Origin of the sequence: Edaphocola flava (genome assembly GCF_004118155.1) — a bacterium.
In the GTDB taxonomy this organism is placed as follows: Bacteria; Bacteroidota; Bacteroidia; order Chitinophagales; family Chitinophagaceae; genus Edaphocola; species Edaphocola flava.
The window spans coordinates 49,477-70,349 of sequence record NZ_SAIQ01000004.1; the positions used below are offsets into that span (position 1 = coordinate 49,477).

General features: G+C 44.2%; 22 protein-coding genes. 10 read left to right on the top strand and 12 right to left on the bottom strand.

The genetic code is table 11. The features are described from left to right. Positions 1-155 precede the first annotated feature (155 nt). The 5 genes from EMP01_RS12430 to EMP01_RS12450 form a co-directional block, all read right to left on the bottom strand. The gene (locus tag EMP01_RS12430) at positions 156-614 is read right to left on the bottom strand and encodes a heme-binding domain-containing protein (RefSeq protein WP_129021878.1); all 459 of its coding nucleotides are present in this window, start codon (positions 612-614) and stop codon (positions 156-158) included. 138 nt (positions 615-752) lie between these two features. After that, complete coding sequence (locus tag EMP01_RS12435) at positions 753-1,361, bottom strand: hypothetical protein (protein WP_129021879.1); 609 nt, start codon at positions 1,359-1,361, stop codon at positions 753-755. Positions 1,362-1,379: 18 nt separating this feature from the next. Then, the gene (locus EMP01_RS12440) at positions 1,380-1,967 is read right to left on the bottom strand and encodes an LOG family protein (protein ID WP_129021880.1); all 588 of its coding nucleotides are present in this window, start codon (positions 1,965-1,967) and stop codon (positions 1,380-1,382) included. A gap of 21 nt (positions 1,968-1,988) precedes the next feature. Further along, a complete protein-coding gene (locus EMP01_RS12445) occupies positions 1,989-2,330 on the bottom strand; it encodes a tRNA-binding protein (protein ID WP_129021881.1) in 342 nt (113 codons plus the stop codon). Next, positions 2,330-2,875, bottom strand: coding sequence for a GNAT family N-acetyltransferase (locus EMP01_RS12450; protein ID WP_129021882.1), 546 nt, complete (start codon positions 2,873-2,875; stop codon positions 2,330-2,332). The genes EMP01_RS12445 and EMP01_RS12450 overlap by 1 nt, the downstream gene beginning before the upstream one ends. Positions 2,876-2,944: 69 nt before the next feature. On the opposite strand from EMP01_RS12450, the gene EMP01_RS15620 reads away from it, so the two are divergent. Together EMP01_RS15620 and EMP01_RS15795 are read left to right on the top strand one after the other, a co-directional pair. Continuing rightward, a complete protein-coding gene (locus EMP01_RS15620; RefSeq protein WP_202616073.1) occupies positions 2,945-3,088 on the top strand; it encodes a hypothetical protein in 144 nt (47 codons plus the stop codon). A gap of 11 nt (positions 3,089-3,099) precedes the next feature. After that, positions 3,100-3,243, top strand: a complete 144-nt coding sequence (locus EMP01_RS15795; RefSeq protein ID WP_394345061.1) for a dihydrofolate reductase family protein — start codon at positions 3,100-3,102, stop codon at positions 3,241-3,243. A 329-nt stretch (positions 3,244-3,572) separates the two neighbouring features. On the opposite strand, the gene EMP01_RS12460 is transcribed toward EMP01_RS15795, so the two are convergent. Both EMP01_RS12460 and EMP01_RS12465 read right to left on the bottom strand, forming a co-directional pair. Continuing rightward, complete coding sequence (locus EMP01_RS12460) at positions 3,573-4,649, bottom strand: calcium:proton antiporter (protein WP_129021883.1); 1,077 nt, start codon at positions 4,647-4,649, stop codon at positions 3,573-3,575. A gap of 392 nt (positions 4,650-5,041) precedes the next feature. Then, positions 5,042-5,770: a Dph6-related ATP pyrophosphatase gene (locus EMP01_RS12465; protein ID WP_129021884.1), complete on the bottom strand. Its 729-nt coding sequence runs from the start codon at positions 5,768-5,770 to the stop codon at positions 5,042-5,044. Positions 5,771-6,094: 324 nt separating this feature from the next. Between EMP01_RS12465 and EMP01_RS12470 the strand changes: the two genes are divergently transcribed. Together EMP01_RS12470 and EMP01_RS12475 are read left to right on the top strand one after the other, a co-directional pair. Beyond that, positions 6,095-6,484 (top strand): VOC family protein, encoded by a 390-nt coding sequence (locus EMP01_RS12470; protein ID WP_129021885.1) that lies wholly within the window; start codon positions 6,095-6,097, stop codon positions 6,482-6,484. A gap of 9 nt (positions 6,485-6,493) precedes the next feature. Continuing rightward, entirely contained in the window at positions 6,494-7,063 is a 570-nt protein-coding gene (locus EMP01_RS12475; protein ID WP_129021886.1) for a Crp/Fnr family transcriptional regulator, read from the top strand. A 91-nt stretch (positions 7,064-7,154) separates the two neighbouring features. Here EMP01_RS12475 and EMP01_RS12480 read toward each other — a convergent pair whose 3' ends face one another. After that, on the bottom strand, positions 7,155-7,547 hold the full coding sequence (locus tag EMP01_RS12480; protein WP_129021887.1) for a DUF1398 domain-containing protein: 393 nt from the start codon (positions 7,545-7,547) through the stop codon (positions 7,155-7,157). 175 nt (positions 7,548-7,722) lie between these two features. On the opposite strand from EMP01_RS12480, the gene EMP01_RS12485 reads away from it, so the two are divergent. From EMP01_RS12485 to EMP01_RS15545, 4 genes are all read left to right on the top strand, one after another. Continuing rightward, positions 7,723-8,016 carry a hypothetical protein gene (locus EMP01_RS12485; protein ID WP_129021888.1) on the top strand — a complete coding sequence of 98 codons (294 nt, stop codon included), beginning with the start codon at positions 7,723-7,725 and terminating at the stop codon, positions 8,014-8,016. A 108-nt stretch (positions 8,017-8,124) separates the two neighbouring features. Continuing rightward, positions 8,125-8,496 carry a DoxX family protein gene (locus tag EMP01_RS12490; protein ID WP_129021889.1) on the top strand — a complete coding sequence of 124 codons (372 nt, stop codon included), beginning with the start codon at positions 8,125-8,127 and terminating at the stop codon, positions 8,494-8,496. Between the two features lie 50 nt (positions 8,497-8,546). Continuing rightward, the gene (locus EMP01_RS12495; RefSeq protein ID WP_129021890.1) at positions 8,547-8,981 is read left to right on the top strand and encodes a VOC family protein; all 435 of its coding nucleotides are present in this window, start codon (positions 8,547-8,549) and stop codon (positions 8,979-8,981) included. 1,431 nt (positions 8,982-10,412) lie between these two features. Next, on the top strand, positions 10,413-11,690 hold the full coding sequence (locus EMP01_RS15545) for a sensor histidine kinase (RefSeq protein WP_161971333.1): 1,278 nt from the start codon (positions 10,413-10,415) through the stop codon (positions 11,688-11,690). A gap of 550 nt (positions 11,691-12,240) precedes the next feature. Here EMP01_RS15545 and EMP01_RS12505 read toward each other — a convergent pair. The 4 genes from EMP01_RS12505 to EMP01_RS12520 all read right to left on the bottom strand — a co-directional run bounded on the left by EMP01_RS12505 (position 12,241) and on the right by EMP01_RS12520 (position 19,063). After that, positions 12,241-13,323: a phytase gene (locus EMP01_RS12505; protein WP_129021892.1), complete on the bottom strand. Its 1,083-nt coding sequence runs from the start codon at positions 13,321-13,323 to the stop codon at positions 12,241-12,243. Between the two features lie 75 nt (positions 13,324-13,398). Then, the gene (locus tag EMP01_RS12510; protein ID WP_129021893.1) at positions 13,399-16,218 is read right to left on the bottom strand and encodes a TonB-dependent receptor; all 2,820 of its coding nucleotides are present in this window, start codon (positions 16,216-16,218) and stop codon (positions 13,399-13,401) included. 685 nt (positions 16,219-16,903) lie between these two features. Then, the gene (locus EMP01_RS12515) at positions 16,904-18,628 is read right to left on the bottom strand and encodes a tetratricopeptide repeat protein (protein ID WP_129021894.1); all 1,725 of its coding nucleotides are present in this window, start codon (positions 18,626-18,628) and stop codon (positions 16,904-16,906) included. 72 nt (positions 18,629-18,700) lie between these two features. Then, positions 18,701-19,063 (bottom strand): iron chaperone, encoded by a 363-nt coding sequence (locus EMP01_RS12520; protein WP_129021895.1) that lies wholly within the window; start codon positions 19,061-19,063, stop codon positions 18,701-18,703. A gap of 163 nt (positions 19,064-19,226) precedes the next feature. Between EMP01_RS12520 and EMP01_RS12525 the strand changes: the two genes are divergently transcribed. Both EMP01_RS12525 and EMP01_RS12530 read left to right on the top strand, forming a co-directional pair. After that, positions 19,227-19,787: a hypothetical protein gene (locus EMP01_RS12525; protein ID WP_129021896.1), complete on the top strand. Its 561-nt coding sequence runs from the start codon at positions 19,227-19,229 to the stop codon at positions 19,785-19,787. A gap of 13 nt (positions 19,788-19,800) precedes the next feature. After that, a complete protein-coding gene (locus EMP01_RS12530; RefSeq protein ID WP_129021897.1) occupies positions 19,801-20,838 on the top strand; it encodes a hypothetical protein in 1,038 nt (345 codons plus the stop codon). The last annotated feature ends 35 nt before the right edge of the window (positions 20,839-20,873 follow it).

Here is a 20,873-nt window from a genome sequence, read left to right on the forward strand (position 1 = left end):
TAGGGTACCTCGTCTACTTGCTTCGAGCACCTCAGTGAGCGTTTTTGTTACTTCGTCATTTCGACCTTGTGGAGACATCTCCTTTAGTGTTTGTCGGGAGATGTCTTCTATCTTTTCACTTTTGAGTTTTCACTTTTGAATTCAGCCTTCGAGCCTTACAACCGCTGCTGCAATTGCTGTGCCCATTTGATGAGTTGCTGCTGCTGTGTACTGTTCAGCTGCGCATCACGATGCACCAGGGTATAAGACTTCAGGGGCATTTCATGTCCCTGTATGGTTTCTACAACCTCTTCCAGTTTGTGTTTTTGTTTGTCTGCTGTGTAGGTTGCAAACTCATCAAAGTTCAGGTGCTCTTTTCCTTCTTCTATATGATGATCCAGCCACCAGCCCAGGGGTTGCAGCTTAAAATACCAGGGGTATTGTGTATTGTTGGAATGGCAGTCGTAACAGCTGGTCTTCAGTATCTGCTGCACATCTGCCGGTACGTCGAAATGCTTCTCTATAGCGGTATGTGTAGGATGGGAATGAATATTAAGTGCAGGTTGAAAAAACTGCATGGCTATAATTGCGGCCAGTGTACCTAAGAGTATTTTTTTGCGGGTTGTAGGGGTCATGCTGTTGAATTTGAATCGTAAGCATTACACAATTATCAACGCACGGAAATCTATCCACTGTGTTTTGCAGGCACAATATACTAAATATTTACATAGGTAGCATATCAATATGAGTAATCATTTTATATAATAAAATTGCTATTTGCTGATCTTTCGTTCTAAACGCTGTATAGTTTTATTTTGGTGTTCCTTATATTGTCGCATAGGTCTTTCAGAGGGTAATTCTGATTTTTGATACTGCTCCATTACGGGGAGCGTAGTCTTTATTTTTAATGCGTAATATAAATCTTCCAGCGTACCTCTTCCAGAATTAATCTCTTTATCTAATTCTTGCAGACCTTTACTAAGACTAGAGTATTGGGTTTCGCTCTGCTGTATAAACTGCAACATTTTTTGTGCCAGTACGGAATCTTTTATTTGTTGCGCCATACTATTTACATGTTCATAGTATTTATTATTATTGCTGCTATATTCAAAGAAAACCCGGCCAGAGTCCAGCTTTGCCTTATGCATTGCTGCCATAGTCGACTCTATCTCCTGCAGTTCGGGCGATTGAGCAACTTGCTCCTGGTATAGAGATTCAATTATATCAGATTTGTCCCTTACTTTAGAGATACTACTATAGGTATTTCGTTGCGGTTCGTCCTGTAATGCATTAGGGATATTATCCGTATTATGTTCAGTTTTTCCTCCACAGGATAATAGTGTTACGCCTGACAGGAATATAATAGCATTTCTTACTTTCATGAATATAGTATAATAAATTTACGTACGATCTTTGTCCAGCCATTTGCCCACTTCAGGAGCTTCATAATTGCGCATCTGTTGCAGCAGGGTATCGATATGTTCATCGGCGATCAGCATATCCCTGTTTTGTTTGCTGAGGAAACCCTGGTGCATCATGGCATCGGCCATGGCTAACAACGGATCGTAAAAGCCCTGTACATTTAACAGGCCCATAGGCTTGCGGTGCAGTCCCAGCTGCGCCCAGGTCAGCATTTCAAACAATTCTTCCATCGTACCGAAACCACCGGGCAGGGTAATGATGCCGTCGGAAAGTTCGTGCATTTTGGTTTTGCGTTCGTGCATGGTATCAACCAGTATCAGATCGGTAAGGCCCTCATGTGCGATCTCTTTGGTGCGCAGGAACTGAGGGATCACCCCAATGGCCTGACCACCTTCATCCATCACGCCATCGGCTACAGCGCCCATCAGTCCTACTTTAGCGCCCCCATAGATGAGTTGTAGTCCCTGTGCCGCAAGGGTTTTGCCCAGGGCATATGCCTGTTGTGCATAGACAGTTTCTGCACCGGAGCTGGAACCGCAGAATACGGCGATACTGGTAATATTCATATGTATATATTTTAGTGTTGTTTATCCGATTTTCAGTCCGTTATCTACTGATTTGTCGATCGTTAAAAGTGTTACCTCATCTGCATTTACAGCGCCCAGTACCAGGCACTCACTTTTGATATTAGCGATCTGTTTGGCAGGAAAGTTTACCACCGCAATGACCTGTTTGCCTACTACCTCTTCCGGTACATATCGTTTGGTGATCTGCGCAGAACTTTTGCGGGTACCCAGTGCTCCGAAATCGATCAGTAATTTATAAGCTGGTTTGCGCGCTTCTTCAAATACCTCAGCACCAATAATCGTACCTACGCGCATATCTATTTTCTCAAAATCATTCCAGCTGATGAGTTCTTTTATATCCATTATTTTTCTTGATTGTAATGCTGTTTATCCAGGGCATACCAGTTAATGGGCCTGCCATCTTCATCCTCAAATACTTCTATAAACCGGAAACCCAGTTTGCCCAATACATGCTGCGATGCTGCATTGTCTACATCCGTCATGGCGTAGAGATTATCTGTGTTCAATTGAGTGAAACCATAGTCCACAATAGCTTTACCGGCTTCTGTTGCATAGCCTTTACCCCAGTGTTTCTGTTTGAAACGATAACCAAGCTCATAGAAATGCTGGTGCCCGTTGAAGGGTTCCGGAAAGAATTTCAGTCCCGCCCATCCCAGGCATTCACCATTCAGCTTATCCACTACCGCCCAGCGGGCAATACCATAATCGCGATATTGCTGTTGCAGCATATCGATCATTTTATATTGCTCCTCTATCTGTTTCAGGGGTTGATTGTAGATATAGCGGTGTACATCAGGATCAGAATCCATTTCGAAAAGATCAGTGGCATCCGCTTCCATTATTTCTCTCAGCAATAGTCGTTCGGTTTCCAGGAGTATATCAGGCATGGCGTATTTTAAAATGAAGTATCGTAAAGATAAGTTTTTTGTGACAATCCGGTTGGTTATGGTATGTTTATGAAATCATTTCAGGCTAAATTTATTGCAGCAAAGAGCATTGATGATAAGGCCATATTTATTAATGAAGGTCTGGTGCAGCAGGTAAAGGCCATACAACGGCAGGAGGAAAAGATATCTGGCTGTATGGTGGTGCCAAACTAATCAGAGCCTTTATCTATCATAACCTGATTGATATATACCGTGTATCGGTACACCCTGTAGTACTGGGCAGCGGTAATCCGCTGTTTGATCAGCTGGAAGAAATAATAAACCTGAAATTGAGTGAAGTAAACCGTTTTTACTCGGGAGTGGTATAACTCATCTATGCAAATACCCTAAAGTAATATCATTCAGCGAGAACAGGGACAGGATACTCGGATGAAAAGAAGAGCATTCTTGTATCCCGCCCGGTAATCGCTTTTTGTATAATTAGGTGGTGCATGAAGAAACAGATTTCCTTAAGTCTGGTATGAACCGGAATACTGTACCGTAAAGCTAAAAAAATATTGTGCAGCTATATTGCGCGTTTTTACCGTTTTAAAAGGGGTGTTTTTACGGTATGATCGTATCATTGGTTATGATACATCTATTACTTCTGGGAACAGCCACAGTAATATTAGGCCGGATAGTAAGCTGAGGCCCTGCATCACGGAAAAATAATCAGGAATATAAATGCCAGCAGGTTGACCAGAAGTACTACACCATAAACAATATTTGTACGTCCGCTGGCCAGAGACAACATGACGATGAATACAGACAGGGCAAGCAGGATCATCGATTTGATATCCAGGCCCAGGGCTACATCCATATCGAGCAGGCTACAGGTAATCGCTACCGCCGGTATCGTGAGTGCAATACTGGCCAGTGCAGAGCCTAGTGCCAGGTTGATGCTGGTTTGCAATTGATTTTTCTGGGCGGCCATTACCGCCGCAGCACCTTCCGGCAGCAGGATCACTCCTGCAATAATTACTCCCACCAGCGCTTTGGGCAGTTGATTGGCGACAACGATCTGCTCAATAGTAGGAGAGAGCTTCTTGGCCAGTAAGACTACAATACCCAGGCTGGCCAGCAGGAAGAACAGGCTTAGGAATAGCACACTTTTGCTGATCTTTACCGGATGTGCTGCTTTCTCTTTTACCACTTCGCCATTAGCCAGGAAATAGTTGCGATGCCTGGATGTCTGTGCAATCAGGAAGAAGGCATAGATGGTGAGACAGGCACCTGCAACAAAAAACAATTGTGCTTTGGAATAAAACGGTCCTCTGATACTGGTGGTGAAAGAGGGGAAAACCAGGGTAAGGATCACAATCGATACCAGGCAGACCAGCGCTATAGTGGCCGAGTGTTTAGAAAAATTCTGTTCATGATATTTTAATCCACCGATAAAAAGGCAGAGGCCTATAATACCATTAAGAATGAGCATGGTAGCCGAGTACACGGTATCTCTTGCCAGTGCCACCGCATCATCTCCACCAGAGATCATGAGTGATATGATAATTGAAACCTCTATGATCGTAATGGCTATAGCCAGAATAATGGTCCCGTAAGGTTCGCCCACGCGATGGGCTATGATTTCGGAATGGTGTACTGCAGACATTACAGAAAACAACAACAGTATAGTCGCGAGCACCTGGAACGCCCAGTTATTATCTATAAAACCTGAAAATAGTAATAACCAGGCAAGCGTTGGAAAGATAATGGACCATTGTAGTAGTTGTTTCATATACTGTCGGGAGTTGTGATTAGAAAATGTCATGAACAGCGGTCATTGAAGGGCAATGTCGCAAACTGTATAAGCCAGCACCGTAACTGAAAATCATCATTTATAGCTGATTAATAATCAATCAGAAAAATGAGTTGAACTATAGTAGCGGATCGTATCAAATTTAAGAAAAAAGAGGGAGAATGCCGCCGCGTTAATGTGATTTTTTGTAAAAAGTATACATAGTGTTTATATACAGCATACATTTCCATGTAAACCAGCTGCTCGTCAGTTATCCTATTTTTCGCTTTGAGGATAAAAATATATGAGCCGTACGAAATACATTGTTTAAAACGGCATTTTGTATCAAGGTAATAAATACAGAAGTGTTGATCTAAACATAACGTGTACTGTTATACCGGCAGCAGATCGCAATACCAGAATCCGTATGCATAAGGATCCTGCGCAGTATCTTTTGATTTGTTGTCCTCCTCTTTTGCCGGACCATATTTACGGTACACTACTTCGCCTTTGGTAAAGGCAACCGGTTGCCGGAATATGGGGCCCTCGAATACAAACGTATGAAACTCACCATGCTCACCACAGGGATCTACATTTACAGGCAGATCGTTCAGGAAGTCATGGTCGATAATTCTTCCGGCAAAGCTCTTGTCCAGGTATTGTTCATTCACACAGGTCACTATAGTTTTAAAACCCATATCTATAAAGTCGCGTATGAGTTGATCGGTAGGTTGCTTCCATAACGGGAATAAAGCTTTCAATCCTATTTGCTCCAGCTTCTGCTCCCTGTAGGCCCGCAGATCTTCCAGGAAAATATCACCGAATGCAGCATAGTCTGCACCCTGAGCCACCAGCTGATCCATTGTCTCCCGCATCACCCGCTCATAATCTTCCATAGAAGGCATTTCCGGTATCTCCATTTTGACCAGGGGTAATCCTATATGCTGAGCCTGGGCTTCCAGTAATGCAGTACGTACCCCGTGCATAGAAATGCGCTGATAAGGTTCGCTGATACTCGTGAGCAGGCACATGATTTCATAATCAGGTGCTTGTAATAGTTTATGTAAAGCCATGGCAGAGTCTTTACCTCCGCTCCAGTTAAAGATTACCTTATTGCCCATGAGCGCAAAGGTACAGTATTGCGGGGTTCTGCCATACTTAACCCAGGTGAACCGTATGCAAGAAATGGAATAAAAAACAGCTTAAGTGTTTGCTATTGTCCATTCTTGCAGTAGCTTTATAGCAGAAGTATATTCGCTTCAGAAACGCACCACACTCAATCTTTTGCCACTAGCAAGGCAAGACTACACACCTCTGTAAAACGACCGATATTTTAAAGCTGCTCCTATGGGCAGCTTTTTGTGTGAAACATTTGCGGGCCTTTAACAAGCCGATAGATTCGGGATGTTATTATTTTGTGATATTTGTATCGTAAACAGTACATTATGAAACTTACTGCATTAAGGCCCATGCTCCGCACCAACCACTTGGAGGAGACGATCCGGTTTTATACCGGAGTGCTGGGTTTTACACTTGCCGAATACAATGAAACCTGGCGCTGGGCTTCATTGTACCGGGATGAAGTATCCATTATGCTGGCCGGACCCAATGAACATGTTCCCTTTGAACAAGCTGCATTTACCGGCAGTTTTTATTTTAATACAGATGCCGTAGATGCGCTCTGGCTCCAGTGGAAAGATAAGGTTAAGGTATGTTATGCTCCTGAAACTTTTGAATGGGAGATGAGAGAGTTTGCCATCTACGATAATAATGGATACATCCTGCAATTTGGCCAGGCTGTAGAGATGAATGTATCATTGTCAGAAGAAGCGTAAAAAGATAGTATGTCAGAAAACTGGAGAGCAAATTTTAATAAAATAGCATCGGTATCAGATCAGGACTGGGATGTAATGGTCAGGCGATTACAAAAAGTAAAGTTTAAGAAGAAAGAAATTATCCTGAAGTATGGTGCGGTAGAGAACTATATTTCATTTGTCAATAAAGGTATTGTACGATACACCTTCCTGAGAGATGGCCAGAATGTATCCTTCAATTTTCATTTTCCCAATTCATCGTTCAGTGCCTACGATTCGTTTCTGTTGCGCATCCCGACAGAATACCAGATACAAGCCGTAACGGATGTAGAGATCCTCCGGATCTCGTACGATGATATTCATCAAGTATATAAAGAGTCCGGGGTAGGCAATACCATAGCGCGCAAGATCGTAGAAGGGCTGTACATCGCTAAAGTAAGGCGAGAGCTATCCCTCCTGACGGATGATGCCGAAACCCGCTACCGCAGACTATTGCAGGACTGGCCGGAGCTGGTGAAGCAACTGCCGCTTAAAGATATTGCCTCTTATATAGGTATTACACCACAGGCACTCAGCCGCATCCGCAGGATTGTACTGTAATCAAATATCTGTCCGGTCTTAGTATTCCGTAAGATCACTAAGACCGGAAAAGTATATCCGAAGGTTCATGTATTAGTGAACCAATACCAGCTTATGCTCCAGGTATTTGTTCTGTTACTATTTTATTACCTTGTTTGTCATAATAGGTACAGGTCATATCATCAAGCGATACAACCCATTTTTCAATACCTGTTTCTGCGCAATGCGTACAGAAGGTTATATAATCCGTTAGGCCCTGCTGGTGTATCTGCAGGTAATGACGAAACTGTGCTTCATTCGTGATATCGCTGATACCCAGTGGTTCGTACTGCGCTGCGGATGTTACATGAAAATCTTCTTTGCCATAATAATCGGTATGGCTATCGTGCACCCAGGTCTCAAAAGTATTGACACCCATAGCTTTTATCTCCTGTATATATTGCGGGAAATCCGCGCCGGAAGTGACTTTCTCGTGTGCCTGTTCTATCTGTGATACGGTAAACATAACGGGTGTTATTTTTTTTGAAATATATTTATGTGGGTAAATATACAAAATCATTGTAAACCAGTTTTGTAGGAGTTGTTATGTCATGTATACAGGCATTTATGCATGTTAAAGTGCATGGAAATAAACGTTAAAAATGTTATTTTTGAGTTCCTGACCTGAACTGAAAGTTACTATGAAATGCTACATTATTGAATCTAAAGGGACCCTTGTCTTCATGACGGTCTTGCTGCTCCGGGGCTGGCTGGAGCAGGCAGTGGGCCTGCATGACCACTATATTTACCCATACCTGTTTCTTGCAGGGTTTCTTTCCCTTCCTGCAATCCTGATCTATCAAACGCTTCACGACAAGAATAAATACGACCACTACAGGCACATTGCTTCCGGACAGGATTTGATGTCCGGTACTTCCATCACCTCGCCACTTATTACACAGACAATTCAGTTGTCCGGCATGCACCGTATATAGGTTCGGGCAGGCAATAACTATTAAATATAAGGCTACCGAAGCGGCTCCAGAAGTCCTTCCGGTAATCATTCAACGTTATTTTTTTCACTCAAAACCAAATACAAACAAATGAAAGTAGTCAAGTTTATTATCTGCCTCTTATTCGGACTGATGTTCCTTAACGCGGGCCTCGACAAATTATTCCATTACATGCCTATGCCTCCGATGGAGGGTGAAATGGCTATGGTAAACCAGGCATTTGGTACTATAAAATGGCTGATGCCACTGGTGGGCATTGTAGAAATCCTGGGTGGCCTGCTGTTTATCTTTCCTAAAACCAGGGCACTGGGGGCGATCATTATTTTACCGGTAATGGTGGGTATCGTATTGCATAATGCAGTATACATGCCTTCCGGTCTGGCGATTGCAGGGGTATTATTGCTGGTAAATATCTGGATCATTGCCGATAACCGTAAGAAATACAGCCTGCTGGTACAGTAATTGCAACAAGACTATATAAACATTGTGTAACCTATAAATAACCAAACAAAATGGCAACGACAAACACTTATCTGAACTTTAACGGCAATTGTGAGGAAGCATTCACCTTCTACAAATCTGTATTTGGTGGAGACTTCACTTACATGGGCCGTTTCGGCGAAATGCCGCAAGATGAAAATTATACCGTTCCTGAAGAGGACAAAAACAAAGTAATGCACGTATCCTTACCGATCGGACAATCTATCTTAATGGGCAGTGACTGTGGTGCAGAGTGGGCTCCTGGCTATGTGCCGGGAAATAACTTCTCCGTATCTATCTCTGCAGATAGTAAAGCAGAAGCAGACCGTATTTTCAGCGGACTGTCTGACGGGGGTAAGATCGGTATGCCACTGAACAACACTTTCTGGGGCGACTATTTCGGTATGCTTACAGACAAGTATGGTGTAAACTGGATGATGAACTACAACGAACAAAAAAATAAATAATCCTTACCCGGTCATTTTATTAAAAAGAAAGAGCTGCTTGTATAAGCAGCTCTTCTCGTTGTTGTTACGGTGTACTGTTTTTGTGTATAGAGTATCCGCTTAAAGGAAACAAAGTCTGGCATTATGATTTAAGTAGCCTATATATTGATTGCTATCTTTTGCCTTGATGCAAAAGGCAGCGCCAAAAAATAAAGGCTATATAAATCCCTGGCTAAAAATCAATGTGTCAGGCCATTTTGAGCGATCTGGAAAGTATGGATCGCTTATGGTTTTCATCACAGCGATAGCCATTTTGAAGTGGAGCTGCGATCGTTGAGCAGCGAACGGATCACACGTTAAGCTCAGACGATCAATGCACGCAACGGTACAAAATGGCGATGCTATGCAATCGCCTTGATGAAAACAAAGGCACTTTCGGTCCTTTTGTTGCCGGACAAAAGGACGAAGAAAAGGTTACTACAGTTAATAGCGTGGCTACAGCCTATCATTCCTCCTCAGGACTTTATGTATAGATTAGTACACTTCATTACTGATTTGTAGCCGCAAAATTAATATTGGTGCCCGGCATTTTTGTCAGTTTATGGTAGTAGATGAGTCTGTTTGTTGTCGTAAAAGTAATTGATAACCAATTGTATATGGTAAAGTTTTAATAGGTGTAGTTACAATAACATTTACATTGCAATCTCCCGTTATGGAATCACAGGCATAATGATTATTTTTAAGCAACACCCATTCTGTATGCATACCATTATACGCACATCAATATACTTTGTCGCACTTGTTTTGTCCACATTTTGGATCAGTTGTACTTCTGATCCTGCAAAGCCGGCTATTATACACCTTTCCCGGGCTGATCAGGCATATAGAGATAGTATAAATACTATTTATTATGATGTCTCATATTCCAATACTGATAGTGCCAGAGAATTAGCTTCTCTATTGAGAAAAATGAATGATCGTTATGATCCTGTTATAAGCGCTGTAGAATATTATAATGGCCTCGCTTTTTTATATGCCCGAATTGAAAGAAACACCGACTCGGCAAGAATATATAAAGATAGTTTATGGTATCTCATTAAGCATGAAAATGTACAGGCCGGGAACCTAATTGCCGAGGCATTCTTTTGTACAGCTACATATTTTCATGGAAGGGAAATGTATGATTCTGCCATTCAAAATAATCTTAAAGCACTCGAATATGTAAAAAAATCTAAAGACGACTTTTTAGAACGAAATATTCAGTCATCGCTGTCAGAACTTTATGCTATGCGGGAAGACTATTCTAAAGCAGCATTTTATTTTGAGCCGAAGGTACGGAGTGCGCTTATGTTCAAAATGCCTGTACGGGATATCATAGTATTATCCAATGCCTATGCCCGCACATTTAATGCTGATAATGATTCTGTACGAAATATTGGCCAAACATGTCTTATGGCGGCCAAACACCTTTATGATTCACTACAGATTGAAAGTACGATTCCTCAGTTATTTAATAACCTGGGAGTATACTATTTTGCCATAAATAAGCCAGACAGCGCATTGTATTATCTACACCAATGTATAGATTATTCATTAAAGCATTCTGGTGAAACTAATATGACAGAACTGGCTTATGGAAAAATTGTGAACTATTATCTGAAAAAGAAGGAGTATGCTGCCGCATTAAAAATATTCAAAGAAATGGAGCGCAATACCGATACTGCCACTTATTCACTGAACAGTAAGTTTTTATACTATGATCTGGCGTATAAAATCCAGCTGGGGATGGGCAATCAGGCTGCTATGCTGGATGCACTACAGCACTATACTGAAATTTTAAAACAGGTAGATAGCAATATTCAGAATGACCGGTTGCTGAAGTATGAAGAACAAATGAAGCAACTGGCTAATGACAACTTTATCAAGGCCAAGGAATATGAAGCCAAGAATCAGCGCTATTACGTGATTTTTGTGACCATTATAGCTATAATGACTTTTGCCGGAAGTATTTATATATTCTTCTACTGGAAGAAAAAACGATTACTGGAGAATATGTACTGGAAGCAGTTACATAAACGCAGAGAATTTGAGCACCGGAATCAACTGCTGGAGGAGCGTACGCGCATATCGAGAGAGATGCACGATGATCTGGGTACTACACTTACCTCGACCCTTATGGCTGTAGAGATGATAGAAATGTTCCCGGAACAAAAGGAGCACCTAAATATGGTAAGAAATACGGCCAATAATTTGCACCAGCAGGTCAATGAAATTATCTGGAACCTGAATACCTCGAATGATAATATCAGTAGCCTGAATAATTACATGATCAGTTTTGCCCGGAAATTCCTGGCGCAGGCCAATATCAGTTTGAAAAGTGAAGAACAGCTGGATGATGTGCACAAAACCATACCTTCTTTCCAGCGGCGCATGATATACCTGTCCTTCAAAGAGCTGATTAATAATGTTGTGAAGCATGCACATGCTACAGAGGTGAAAGTCTATATAGAAACCAAAGGAAATAATTACCACCTGAATATTGAAGATAATGGAGTAGGGATGGATACCCTGCCTGAAGATCCCGAAGACGTACCTTACGGTAGTTCGGGTTACGGACTAGGCAATATCAGCCGCAATATATCCCGCCTGTTCGGGACCGTACGCTGGCAGCGGGCCAATGCCTCTGGTGGTACCCGTGTAGATATAGATATGAATATACTGGTTGCTTAAATTTATTTTAACTGAAATCCGCATGTAGTTAACTATTTATTCGTCCTTTTGTCCGGCAACAAAAGGACCAAAAATGCCTTTGTTTTCATCAAGGCGATTGCAAAGCACCGCCATTTGTACCGTTGCGCGCATTGATCGTCTGAGCTTAACGTGTGATCCGTTCGCTGCTCAACGATCGCAGCTCCAACCAAAATGGCTATCGCTGTGATGGAAACAACAAGCGATCCGTACCGTACAAATCGCTCAAAATGGCCTTATAAATCCGGCGTTAAAAAATCATTAGCTCGGTCGATAGAGTTGCAAACCACTGTCTGAGCGCAGCGAGTCTGCGTTTGCGACCGACCGACACATTGATTTTTAGCCAGGGATGTATACAGCCTTGATTTTTTGGCGCTACCTTTTGCATCAAGGCAAAAGGTAGCAATAGATATAAATTGACTACTTAAATCATAATGCCAGACTTTGTTTCCTTTAAGCGGATAATCAGTTTATTTTATACATCAAATCCGGGCCCTTAGGTCCGGATTTGATGTATAAAAGTTGTATAACCTTATTTTTTATTTACCGCAGCATCGATACGCTGTTGCAGCAGGCACCAGTCGTACAGGTGAAAGACGCGGCCATTGCTCATTGCAACGAATATTCCTTTAGGAAAAGTACTGCCCAGGTTTACATTTGTGACCTCAGAACCATCGCTTTCAATTGTACTTACCGGAATCTCAGCGAGTAGGTTATGTTCATGTATATTTGTGGCGCTTCCTTCTCTGGGATATACCATAAAGGTGTTCTTCTGCTGGTTGCTCACCAGGATATAACCTGTGCGGGCCCCGGTTTTGTAGATAGAGATACCTTCGTGATCACTTACAAAGCCTTTGGTGGCAAAGAGTGCCAGTTCTGCATTACCTTTTGCCGGATCGGCATAGTATTTATGTACACCATGAGTCTCATCGGAATAGTATACATAACCGTTCTCATTATCTACTGCAATAGATTCGATCTCTTTCTTACCGCTGTATTGTCCGAACTTACGCACCAGCGTAGCCTTCACCTCACCTTTGCCATCGTCCTCCAGTTTGTATTGCCATAGATAACCATCTGCAGGGCCTGATTTACGGCCTACAATAGCATAGATGCTCTTGTCCGGTGCGGTGTATAAGGCAATGCCCATAGGAGCCTTTTCCGCTTCTCCTTCAAAGACCGCGATGCCTCCGTTATCGACCGGCTTCATATCCGGAAGGGTGTAGATACGCAGTGCATTGCGCTCTCGCTCAGTGGTTACGGCAATATCTGCAGGTTTTCCATTCAGTATAATGCCATAGGCTATATCTACATTATTAGGGCGTTGCAGACCACTGATGGTTTTCACCAGCTTGCCCTGCAGGTTGTACACAAACAAGCCCCCGTCAGAGTCCTTGTCCGTACCAACAATCAGGCTTTGCCCGGCATCAGCAGGATTGATCCAGATAGCAGGATCATCGGTATCATAACGGACCGTATCGGTAATGTATACAGGTTTCAGGGCAGTAGTATCATTAGAGGTGGATTGCGGCGCATGAGGCTTCTTTGTATTGCTGTTGCCGCAGGCGCTCAGTAACAGGCTAGTCGCCAGGGTAGCATATATGTATTTGGTCATAATTTATTCTTTGTTAGGTATGTATTGCCGCAATTGATATTGCGGCAATACTGTATTTATGGAACTTGATAATTGTTATTTAGAAAGGTCAAACTTGATACCGGCATTAAAACGCTGGCGGTAATACTCCATCTGCATGGTCTGTGCAGCAGTACCCTGGTAGTAACGCAGTGGCTGATTGGTGATATTGTTTACTTCAGCAAACAGGCGTAAACGTTTGGTAAAGGCATAAGAAGCATTGGCATCGAGGAATACCTGCTTGTCATAATAGCGATCCTCAAAATCATTTCCACCCAGCTCATCCAGGTAAGCCGCAGCATAGTTCAGAGACAGTCGGGCAGTGAATCTTTTGTTCTCCCAAGATAATGAGGCATTGAACATATGTGGTGCCGTACCCGGTAAGGTAATGCCTGTGCGCTGCTCGCCGTCTTCGTTAAAGATACCCTTAGCTGCCGATTTAGTGAAGGTATAGTTGGTATAGATACCGAAACCTTTCAGGAATTTGCCCGGCAGGAAATCCAGCTGGCGTTGCAGAGCCACTTCAAAACCGTATACACTTACACGCTCTCCGTTGCGCGACTGGCGCAGGGTCCAGTTGCTGCCAGCCGGTACCGGATTAGGCAGATCGGGGAATGCAGTGGCAAATTTCTCGCTGTTAAAGTTCTCATCACGATAATTGTAGATGAAATTGTTGATGTTCTTATAGAATACACCACCGGACACCAGGCCGATCGACTTGAAATAATACTCACTCATAAAGTCGAAGTTCCAGGCATAGGCGGCTTTCAGATCCGGATTACCAGCGCTTACCTCTTCATCGTCCTGTATGGTATTCACAAAAGGAGATAGCGCATAATAGTTTGGACGGGCAATGGAGGTTGTCGCTGCAGCACGCAGGATGAAGTCCCTGTTCACATTATAGCGTAAGGTTACACCAGGCAGTACATTCAGGTAACTGTTCTTCACGGTGCGTTGTCCTGCCAGTTCTTCTTCATCCTGGATCAGGTTACCGGTATAGTTGATGGCCGTATTTTCTAGGCGTACACCTGCTATCATCGAGAATTTATCGGTAAAGTTCTGGTCCCAGCGCAGGTAAGCAGCGGTAATGGTTTCTTTCGCTTTATAATTCACCGCCAGGTATTCGTCCGGTACATCCTCCCCTTCAAAGAGCGAGGTATTATTGAAATCCAGACCGCCCAGGTAGCTGCGGCTCACAAAATCGCCGGGCACATATTTGCTGCTTGGGTTCCAGTTGCGGCCATCAAACTGAGATAAGGCCACCTGGCCCAGATTGTCCATATTGCCGGTCAGCGGGCTGTATTCCTTAAAGGCATTCAGGCGTTCCTTTGTTTTCAGGCGCAGGCGACCTCCGAAACGGATACGGCCTTTCTGTCCGTCAATCACATTGAAGGGTACACGGAAGTTTACTTTTACGCCCAGCTCATCTTCAGACGTTTTATCTGTATTCTCCGTCAGCTCGTCCAGGGCATAAGTACTCAGTGCCGGAGCCTTAATGGGTTGCAGCAGTGGCTGTGCCGATGTGCCGAAATTATCGAAGTTTACCTCCTCACTCTCGTAACGGATATAACGCTCGTTAGGACGGTATTCGCTGGCGGTAGAATAGCTTAAACCCCAGTCCATATCTAACTGTGCACCGATTAAATGTTCTCCGCGCAGGCTGTAGTTCTGCACTTTTTGTTCCTCCAGGCGTGCGCCTTTGTTGCGGTTGTTATCAATACCGCCTTTGGTCTGGCGCCGGATCACACCTGTATAGCCGGTAATGTTATTATCACCGTCATATTCCGGTTCTATGTCTGTAGCTGTATAGCGGAAGCGGTTTTCCCAGTCATCTCGCCAGTTATACATCGCATTGAAGTATATACGGTTCTTCTCATTGAATTCATAGTCCAGAGCCGCTGCAACACTACGGCGTATACGCTGTACATCATATTTACGGATGTCCATTTCTTCGACAAATACATTATTGTACTCATCCTTCTTCCATACGGCTTCCACATTATCGGAGCCGTAATTGTTATTGTTATAGCTTACACTCAGTACCGCACCCAGCTTGTTATTAATGAAGCGATTACCATATACCAGGCTTCCGGTATATAATGGCTTCTGGCGTATGGGGTTATACCCGCCGGAAAGGGTAGCAGAGATACGCTGGCCGTTAGGAGAGGCCCGGGTCACCAGGTTTACCGATCCGCCGATGGCATCGGCATCCATATCCGGTGTAAGGGTTTTGTTGACCTCTATCGTCTGGATCATGTCAGAAGGAATCAGGTCCATCTGTACACGGCGGTTATCGCCCTCAGCAGAAGGGATGCGATCTCCGTTCAGTGTCACAGAGTTCAGTTCCGGTGCCAGACCGCGGATAATGATATCGCGTGCCTCGCCCTGATCGTTCTGCATGGTAATGCCCGGTATACGTTTAACCGCATCTCCGATATTGGCATCAGGGAAGCGGCCTACCTGGTCGGCCGAAACGATGTTGGTAATATTACCATTGTTCTTCTGCGTATTCAGGGCCTTGGCTTGTCCGCGCAGGCGATCGCCCATGATCACCACTTCGCTGCCCGCGATCGGGGCCTCTTTCAGCACAAGGTTGATGTTTGTGGTCTTACCGTTTCTGATCACAACAGGTGTATCTGCCGGTATGTACCCGATATAATCCACATGAATGGAGTAGGAGCCCTCCGGTACGTTCAGGAACTCGTATCTGCCATACTGATCCGAAACCGTAAAAATATTGCCCGGACTTAAGCGCAGGGTAGCGCCGGGTAATGAAAGATTTTGTCCGTCCACAATATTACCGGTCAGTAAGCCTTTCTGGGCAAACGCGGTGATGGAGAGGGCAGTGATACCACCAGACAGTAGCAGTTTTTTCATAAAATTTCCTTTTGGGTAAATGATGATTTTGCTTGTGTGCTTTTTGAATAATTGATGCTGCAAATGTGTGGCAGCATTTGAAATCATGCAAAAAACAAGGGTCAGCAAAAAGGAAACATCGTTACCGCAGGCGTATACAGAAAGGAAACAAGCGTAACATTGTGTTTGTAAACGATTGATTATCAATTGCATTGTCCGTTACGAAAATGTCCGTTAAGGAATTATTACCGAAACAGGACGTGGCTCCGGTACACACTTACGTCATGTAGACAGTAGTGGAGCTATCTCCTTTTTTGCCTCACCTGCACATAGTAGCTATCTCCGCTTCGATGGCGCCCGGTTGATGTAAAGAGGCAAATCTGCTCCAATTCGTCAAAACCTGCTCTTATATGCAAAAAACCTGCGACCAGCGAGCTTTTATGTAAGCGTTCCGAGCTGCGGTGCGCGGCGCCGCAGCTCGGAACAGGCCATTGCGCAGCTTTTGCCTGCATGCGCCCGGCTATACACCAGGCGCTCCGGGCTTTTTGTCTGAACCGCCGAGCTCCGGCATTGAGCGGATGGAGCTTTCTTCTGGATTCATCGAGCTTTGTCCTGAAACCGGTCAGGTCAGAGGTAGACAGACCTACCTCTGAGGTACCCCCTGTTGCAATCTGCTGAAATGCTTGTCTTATATAATATGTTGCTGCTAAATAGATTGCAGGAATGAGCTCAGGCTGCCGCCCTGTTCTATATTCAGTTTTTTGCGCAGGCGATAGCGCGAGACCCTCAGGCTGTCGAGCGAGATGCCCAGCATGGTCGCAATCTCCTGCGAGTTCAGGTTCATCTTCAGTAAAGAGATCAGTCTCAGGTCTGTAGGTGATAAATTGGGATTGGCCTGTTTCAGGTTTTCGAAGAAGGTATTGTGTACCTGTTCGAACGAACTGCGAAAATCTTCCCAGTGCTCGTCATTATTAAAACTCTGGCTAATGCGCTGGATCACCTCCCGCATCTGCTTTTTATGATCTCTTTTATCATCCCGCACCATCAGCTCCAGGTTTCCTTTCAGGTCTTCCAGCAACTGGTTCTTCTGGATCACATGCAGGGCATGCGTACTCAGGGCGCGGGTACCCGTCTCCAGTTGTTGTTTCAGTTGCAGTTCTTCCAGTGCTGCATTGCGCAGGCTGATAGCCAGTTTCTCCTGCTCCAGCTGTTCGTTCTGTAACCGTGTTTTAAGGGCCTCTTCTTCCAGTGCTCTCGATTTCAGCTCCGCTTCCAGCATGCGGCTTTTAGCCTCCAGCACCAGCCGTTCGTGCTCGGCCTGTGCCATAGCACTCTGCCGGCGCAGCTTTTGCCGGCTCATGATAAAAAATACAGATAGCATAACCAGTACCAGCATGATGCATGCAGTAACGGCTATAATACGATTCACACTCCGCTTTTGCTCCAGACGACTGATGGTTGTATTTTTCTTCTCCACCTCATACATCGTCTGGAAGAAAGACATCTGCCGGCTGTTCTCTATACTGTATACCTGTAGCAATACACTCCTTGCGATCTCGGCATAGTGAAAGGCACTGTCATTCTGCCCCATAAGGTTATAGGCACGGGCCAGATCCCGGTAGGCCGAACTGATCTCGTAGGGCTCATCCAGACTTAGGGCTATTTCCAGTGCCTTGCGGGTATGCAGCAATGCAGGACCGTACTGCGCTGTTTTTCTATACACATCGCCCAGGTTATTATAGGTTTTGATGGTCTGCAGGCTGGGCGCCAGGTTCTTGTAAAGATTGATGGCCTGGTTGAAATAGAGTAAAGCGCTGTCATATCGGCCCAGATCTTCGTGTATACTGCCGAGGTTTTCGTAAATATCTGCTTCTCCGGCTATATCCGACACCTTGAGGTATTGCAGCAGGGCCATGTGCTGGTAGTGAAAGGCACTATCATATTGCTGCTGTTTTTCGTAGAAGTGACCCAGTGCTCCGTAGGTTTCTGCCATACCTTGCTCATCTTTCAGACGGGTATACAGCTGCAGAGCAGCCTGGTGGCTGGATTTGACTTTGTCAATATTTTTATTGTAATAATACAAGGTGCCCAGCTCATTATATAAAGCGGCCAGCAGAGATTGGTCCCCATTGGCTTCCAGTAGTTTACGGGCATTCAGGTAGTATTCCATTGCCTGGGCATAATGCCCGAGATGAAAGCAGAGCGTACCCATCTCTTTGAGCAGTGATGCCTGTAGCCCTTCATCCTTTTTGTCCAGTGCCAGCTGGTACTGCTGGCGCAGGTTCATGAATTCTGATTCTGGCTTGGATAAGGATATACTGCGCTCGGACTCCAGCTCGAAGCGGGTGTTTTCTGTATAGGCAAATGATTGTGGCGCAGGGAGTAATAATAGGATACATAAACTGATCCCTGCCAATAAAAAGGGCTTCATAAAATTGCGGTTGTGGAATACTGCAATGTTATGAAGCCAATGTTACCGGTACGTTACGGGATTGTAAAGGCCTCAGGCTTCACACTCCTGCTTCCGGAAAGCAATGATTGCTTTAATAAAATCGAGGGGTAATGGTTTGTTTAAGGGGAACTGTATCACCGACTTGCTCACTTTCATACCCTCCAGCTCTTTGCTGAAGTGTTGCAGGAAGGCTGCTGACCAGGGAGAGGACAGGGTAAGGTGCTGTGCAAATCCTGCGTAATAGATCAGGAATTGCTTGCCCAGTTTAAATGCCGGGATCTGGTAACTGATCACCTCAGTTGCTTCGGGAGCCTGTTTCTTGATAATATCCCGGATGGTCTGCAACCGGATCTGCATTTCTGCAGGAAATACATCCTGATATTCATCGATACTCTGATAATCGGTCTTTGCCATTGATAATTGTTTCTATCAAATTTCAGCCATTTTTGCCAAACCAGTTTGTAAAAATGCGTTAATCCTTAGGCGCTTGTGTCGATGTCGCATACCGGTATCAGATAGTGTGCGGCTGCTGCAATAGCAATCAGAATTTTAAGGAAAAATACAATCTTTTCAGTAAATGGACGTTAGCTCCGGAGGAACAAATCGGGTAATTCATTTGGTGGCATTCGGGAAATTGTATAGTATTACGCGTCTTATGATATTGCTTTCAATGATTATATCGATATATAACTGGATTAAACATTTATTTGTTGTTTCACCTGCTACTTCAACGCTCGGAAAAGTTGTGTCGCATGAGCAGGAACCTAAATTTGTATGGTGTTTGGTCGGGAATGTTGTAAACGGATATCATCATCCGGTTAGCGGGGCCTTAATTCGAGGTACGAAACATTTTTCACCGGGCACAAAAGTTTATTGTTTTCCTATTGGCTGGGGAGATGGTTATGAGCGCATTCGTGTAATTGGAAAGCACCGGAAGACATACCGGAGAATGTTTATGATTGTAGATGTAAAATATATTACGAACTGGCGCTTGCAGCAGGTGTATGATCCCCATATATTGCACATTATGAAACAAAAAAACGGCTGGACTGCAAATGAGAGGGATAAGGAAACAATTTTAGAGATGCTGCAGTGGTTACCAGAGGTTTCTATTAAATCTGCTGATAGTATTCGTTAAACAAGAAAATATTATGACTCCTCTTTATATACTGACCGGTGGTTTCCTGGTGCTGGTTGCGGCTTTATACTTTATCTTCCGCAGGATTCGTTCTGTGGACAATTATCATTACCAGGATTATGGTCCGGTTACCGATCCTATGCCTGGCGCACCGACCGATGAGGAAGCAGCCGATTATACCAATAAATACTGTACCCGACTGGAAGATTTTGTGATTGATGAGTCTGTCAATGACTATGATTTACAGAAGCTTGCCGTGCTTAACGGAATTAAACTACAGATTTCGCGCGCCTGGTATCCACTGGTGCTGGACCTGATCCGTGAGCTGGATCAGCTGGGTTGGGACCGTAAGGTTAGCTGCATCAAAGAGAAGTATGCTTCGCTGCGCTTTTATACTGATTATACCTATAATGAGGTCATTAATAAATATACAGAGCGCTCAGAGAAGGTCTGTGAGACTTGTGGCGAGAAGGGAATGGTCCGCTATCATGGCTGGGAGTATGTGGCTTGTCGCAAGCATTATCTGCAGGCAAGGGGGCTGGTTACGGTGCTGCCGGAAGGGTTTAGTTATAATGGCCGAACATTCTCCTGGAGCCAGGTTGTGGCCATGAACTTTGGCGATAAGAATCATATGGGGACATATCGTCATCTGGAAATACACCTGGACAAAAAACAATTACCGAAACTGCAGCCACCGGATCTGAGTGTAAGGATATACAATAGTGTCGTAGGCTATGGTGCCCTGCTGAATCACCTGCCCCTAAATATGCCCGGTCTGGACTATGACTGGATTGACCAGTTTCGCACGGTGTCTTATTGTGATATATGTGGTTATGAAGCGGTGTACAGAAATAGTTGTGAGTGCTGTGAGAATGATACCCGGTACTTGCTCGATCCCGATGAGAACCATAGACACAGGGCTATATTATATGGTCAGCTCGAATGGCTTACCGATGAAGGAGCATATTATGAAACGCTGGAGCCACACTACCGCAAAAATCCTGATCATAAAATCATTTATACACAACAGGATATAGATGATTGGGAATAATGTATCTCTGTGAAAGCTTTCGATTTACATATCCG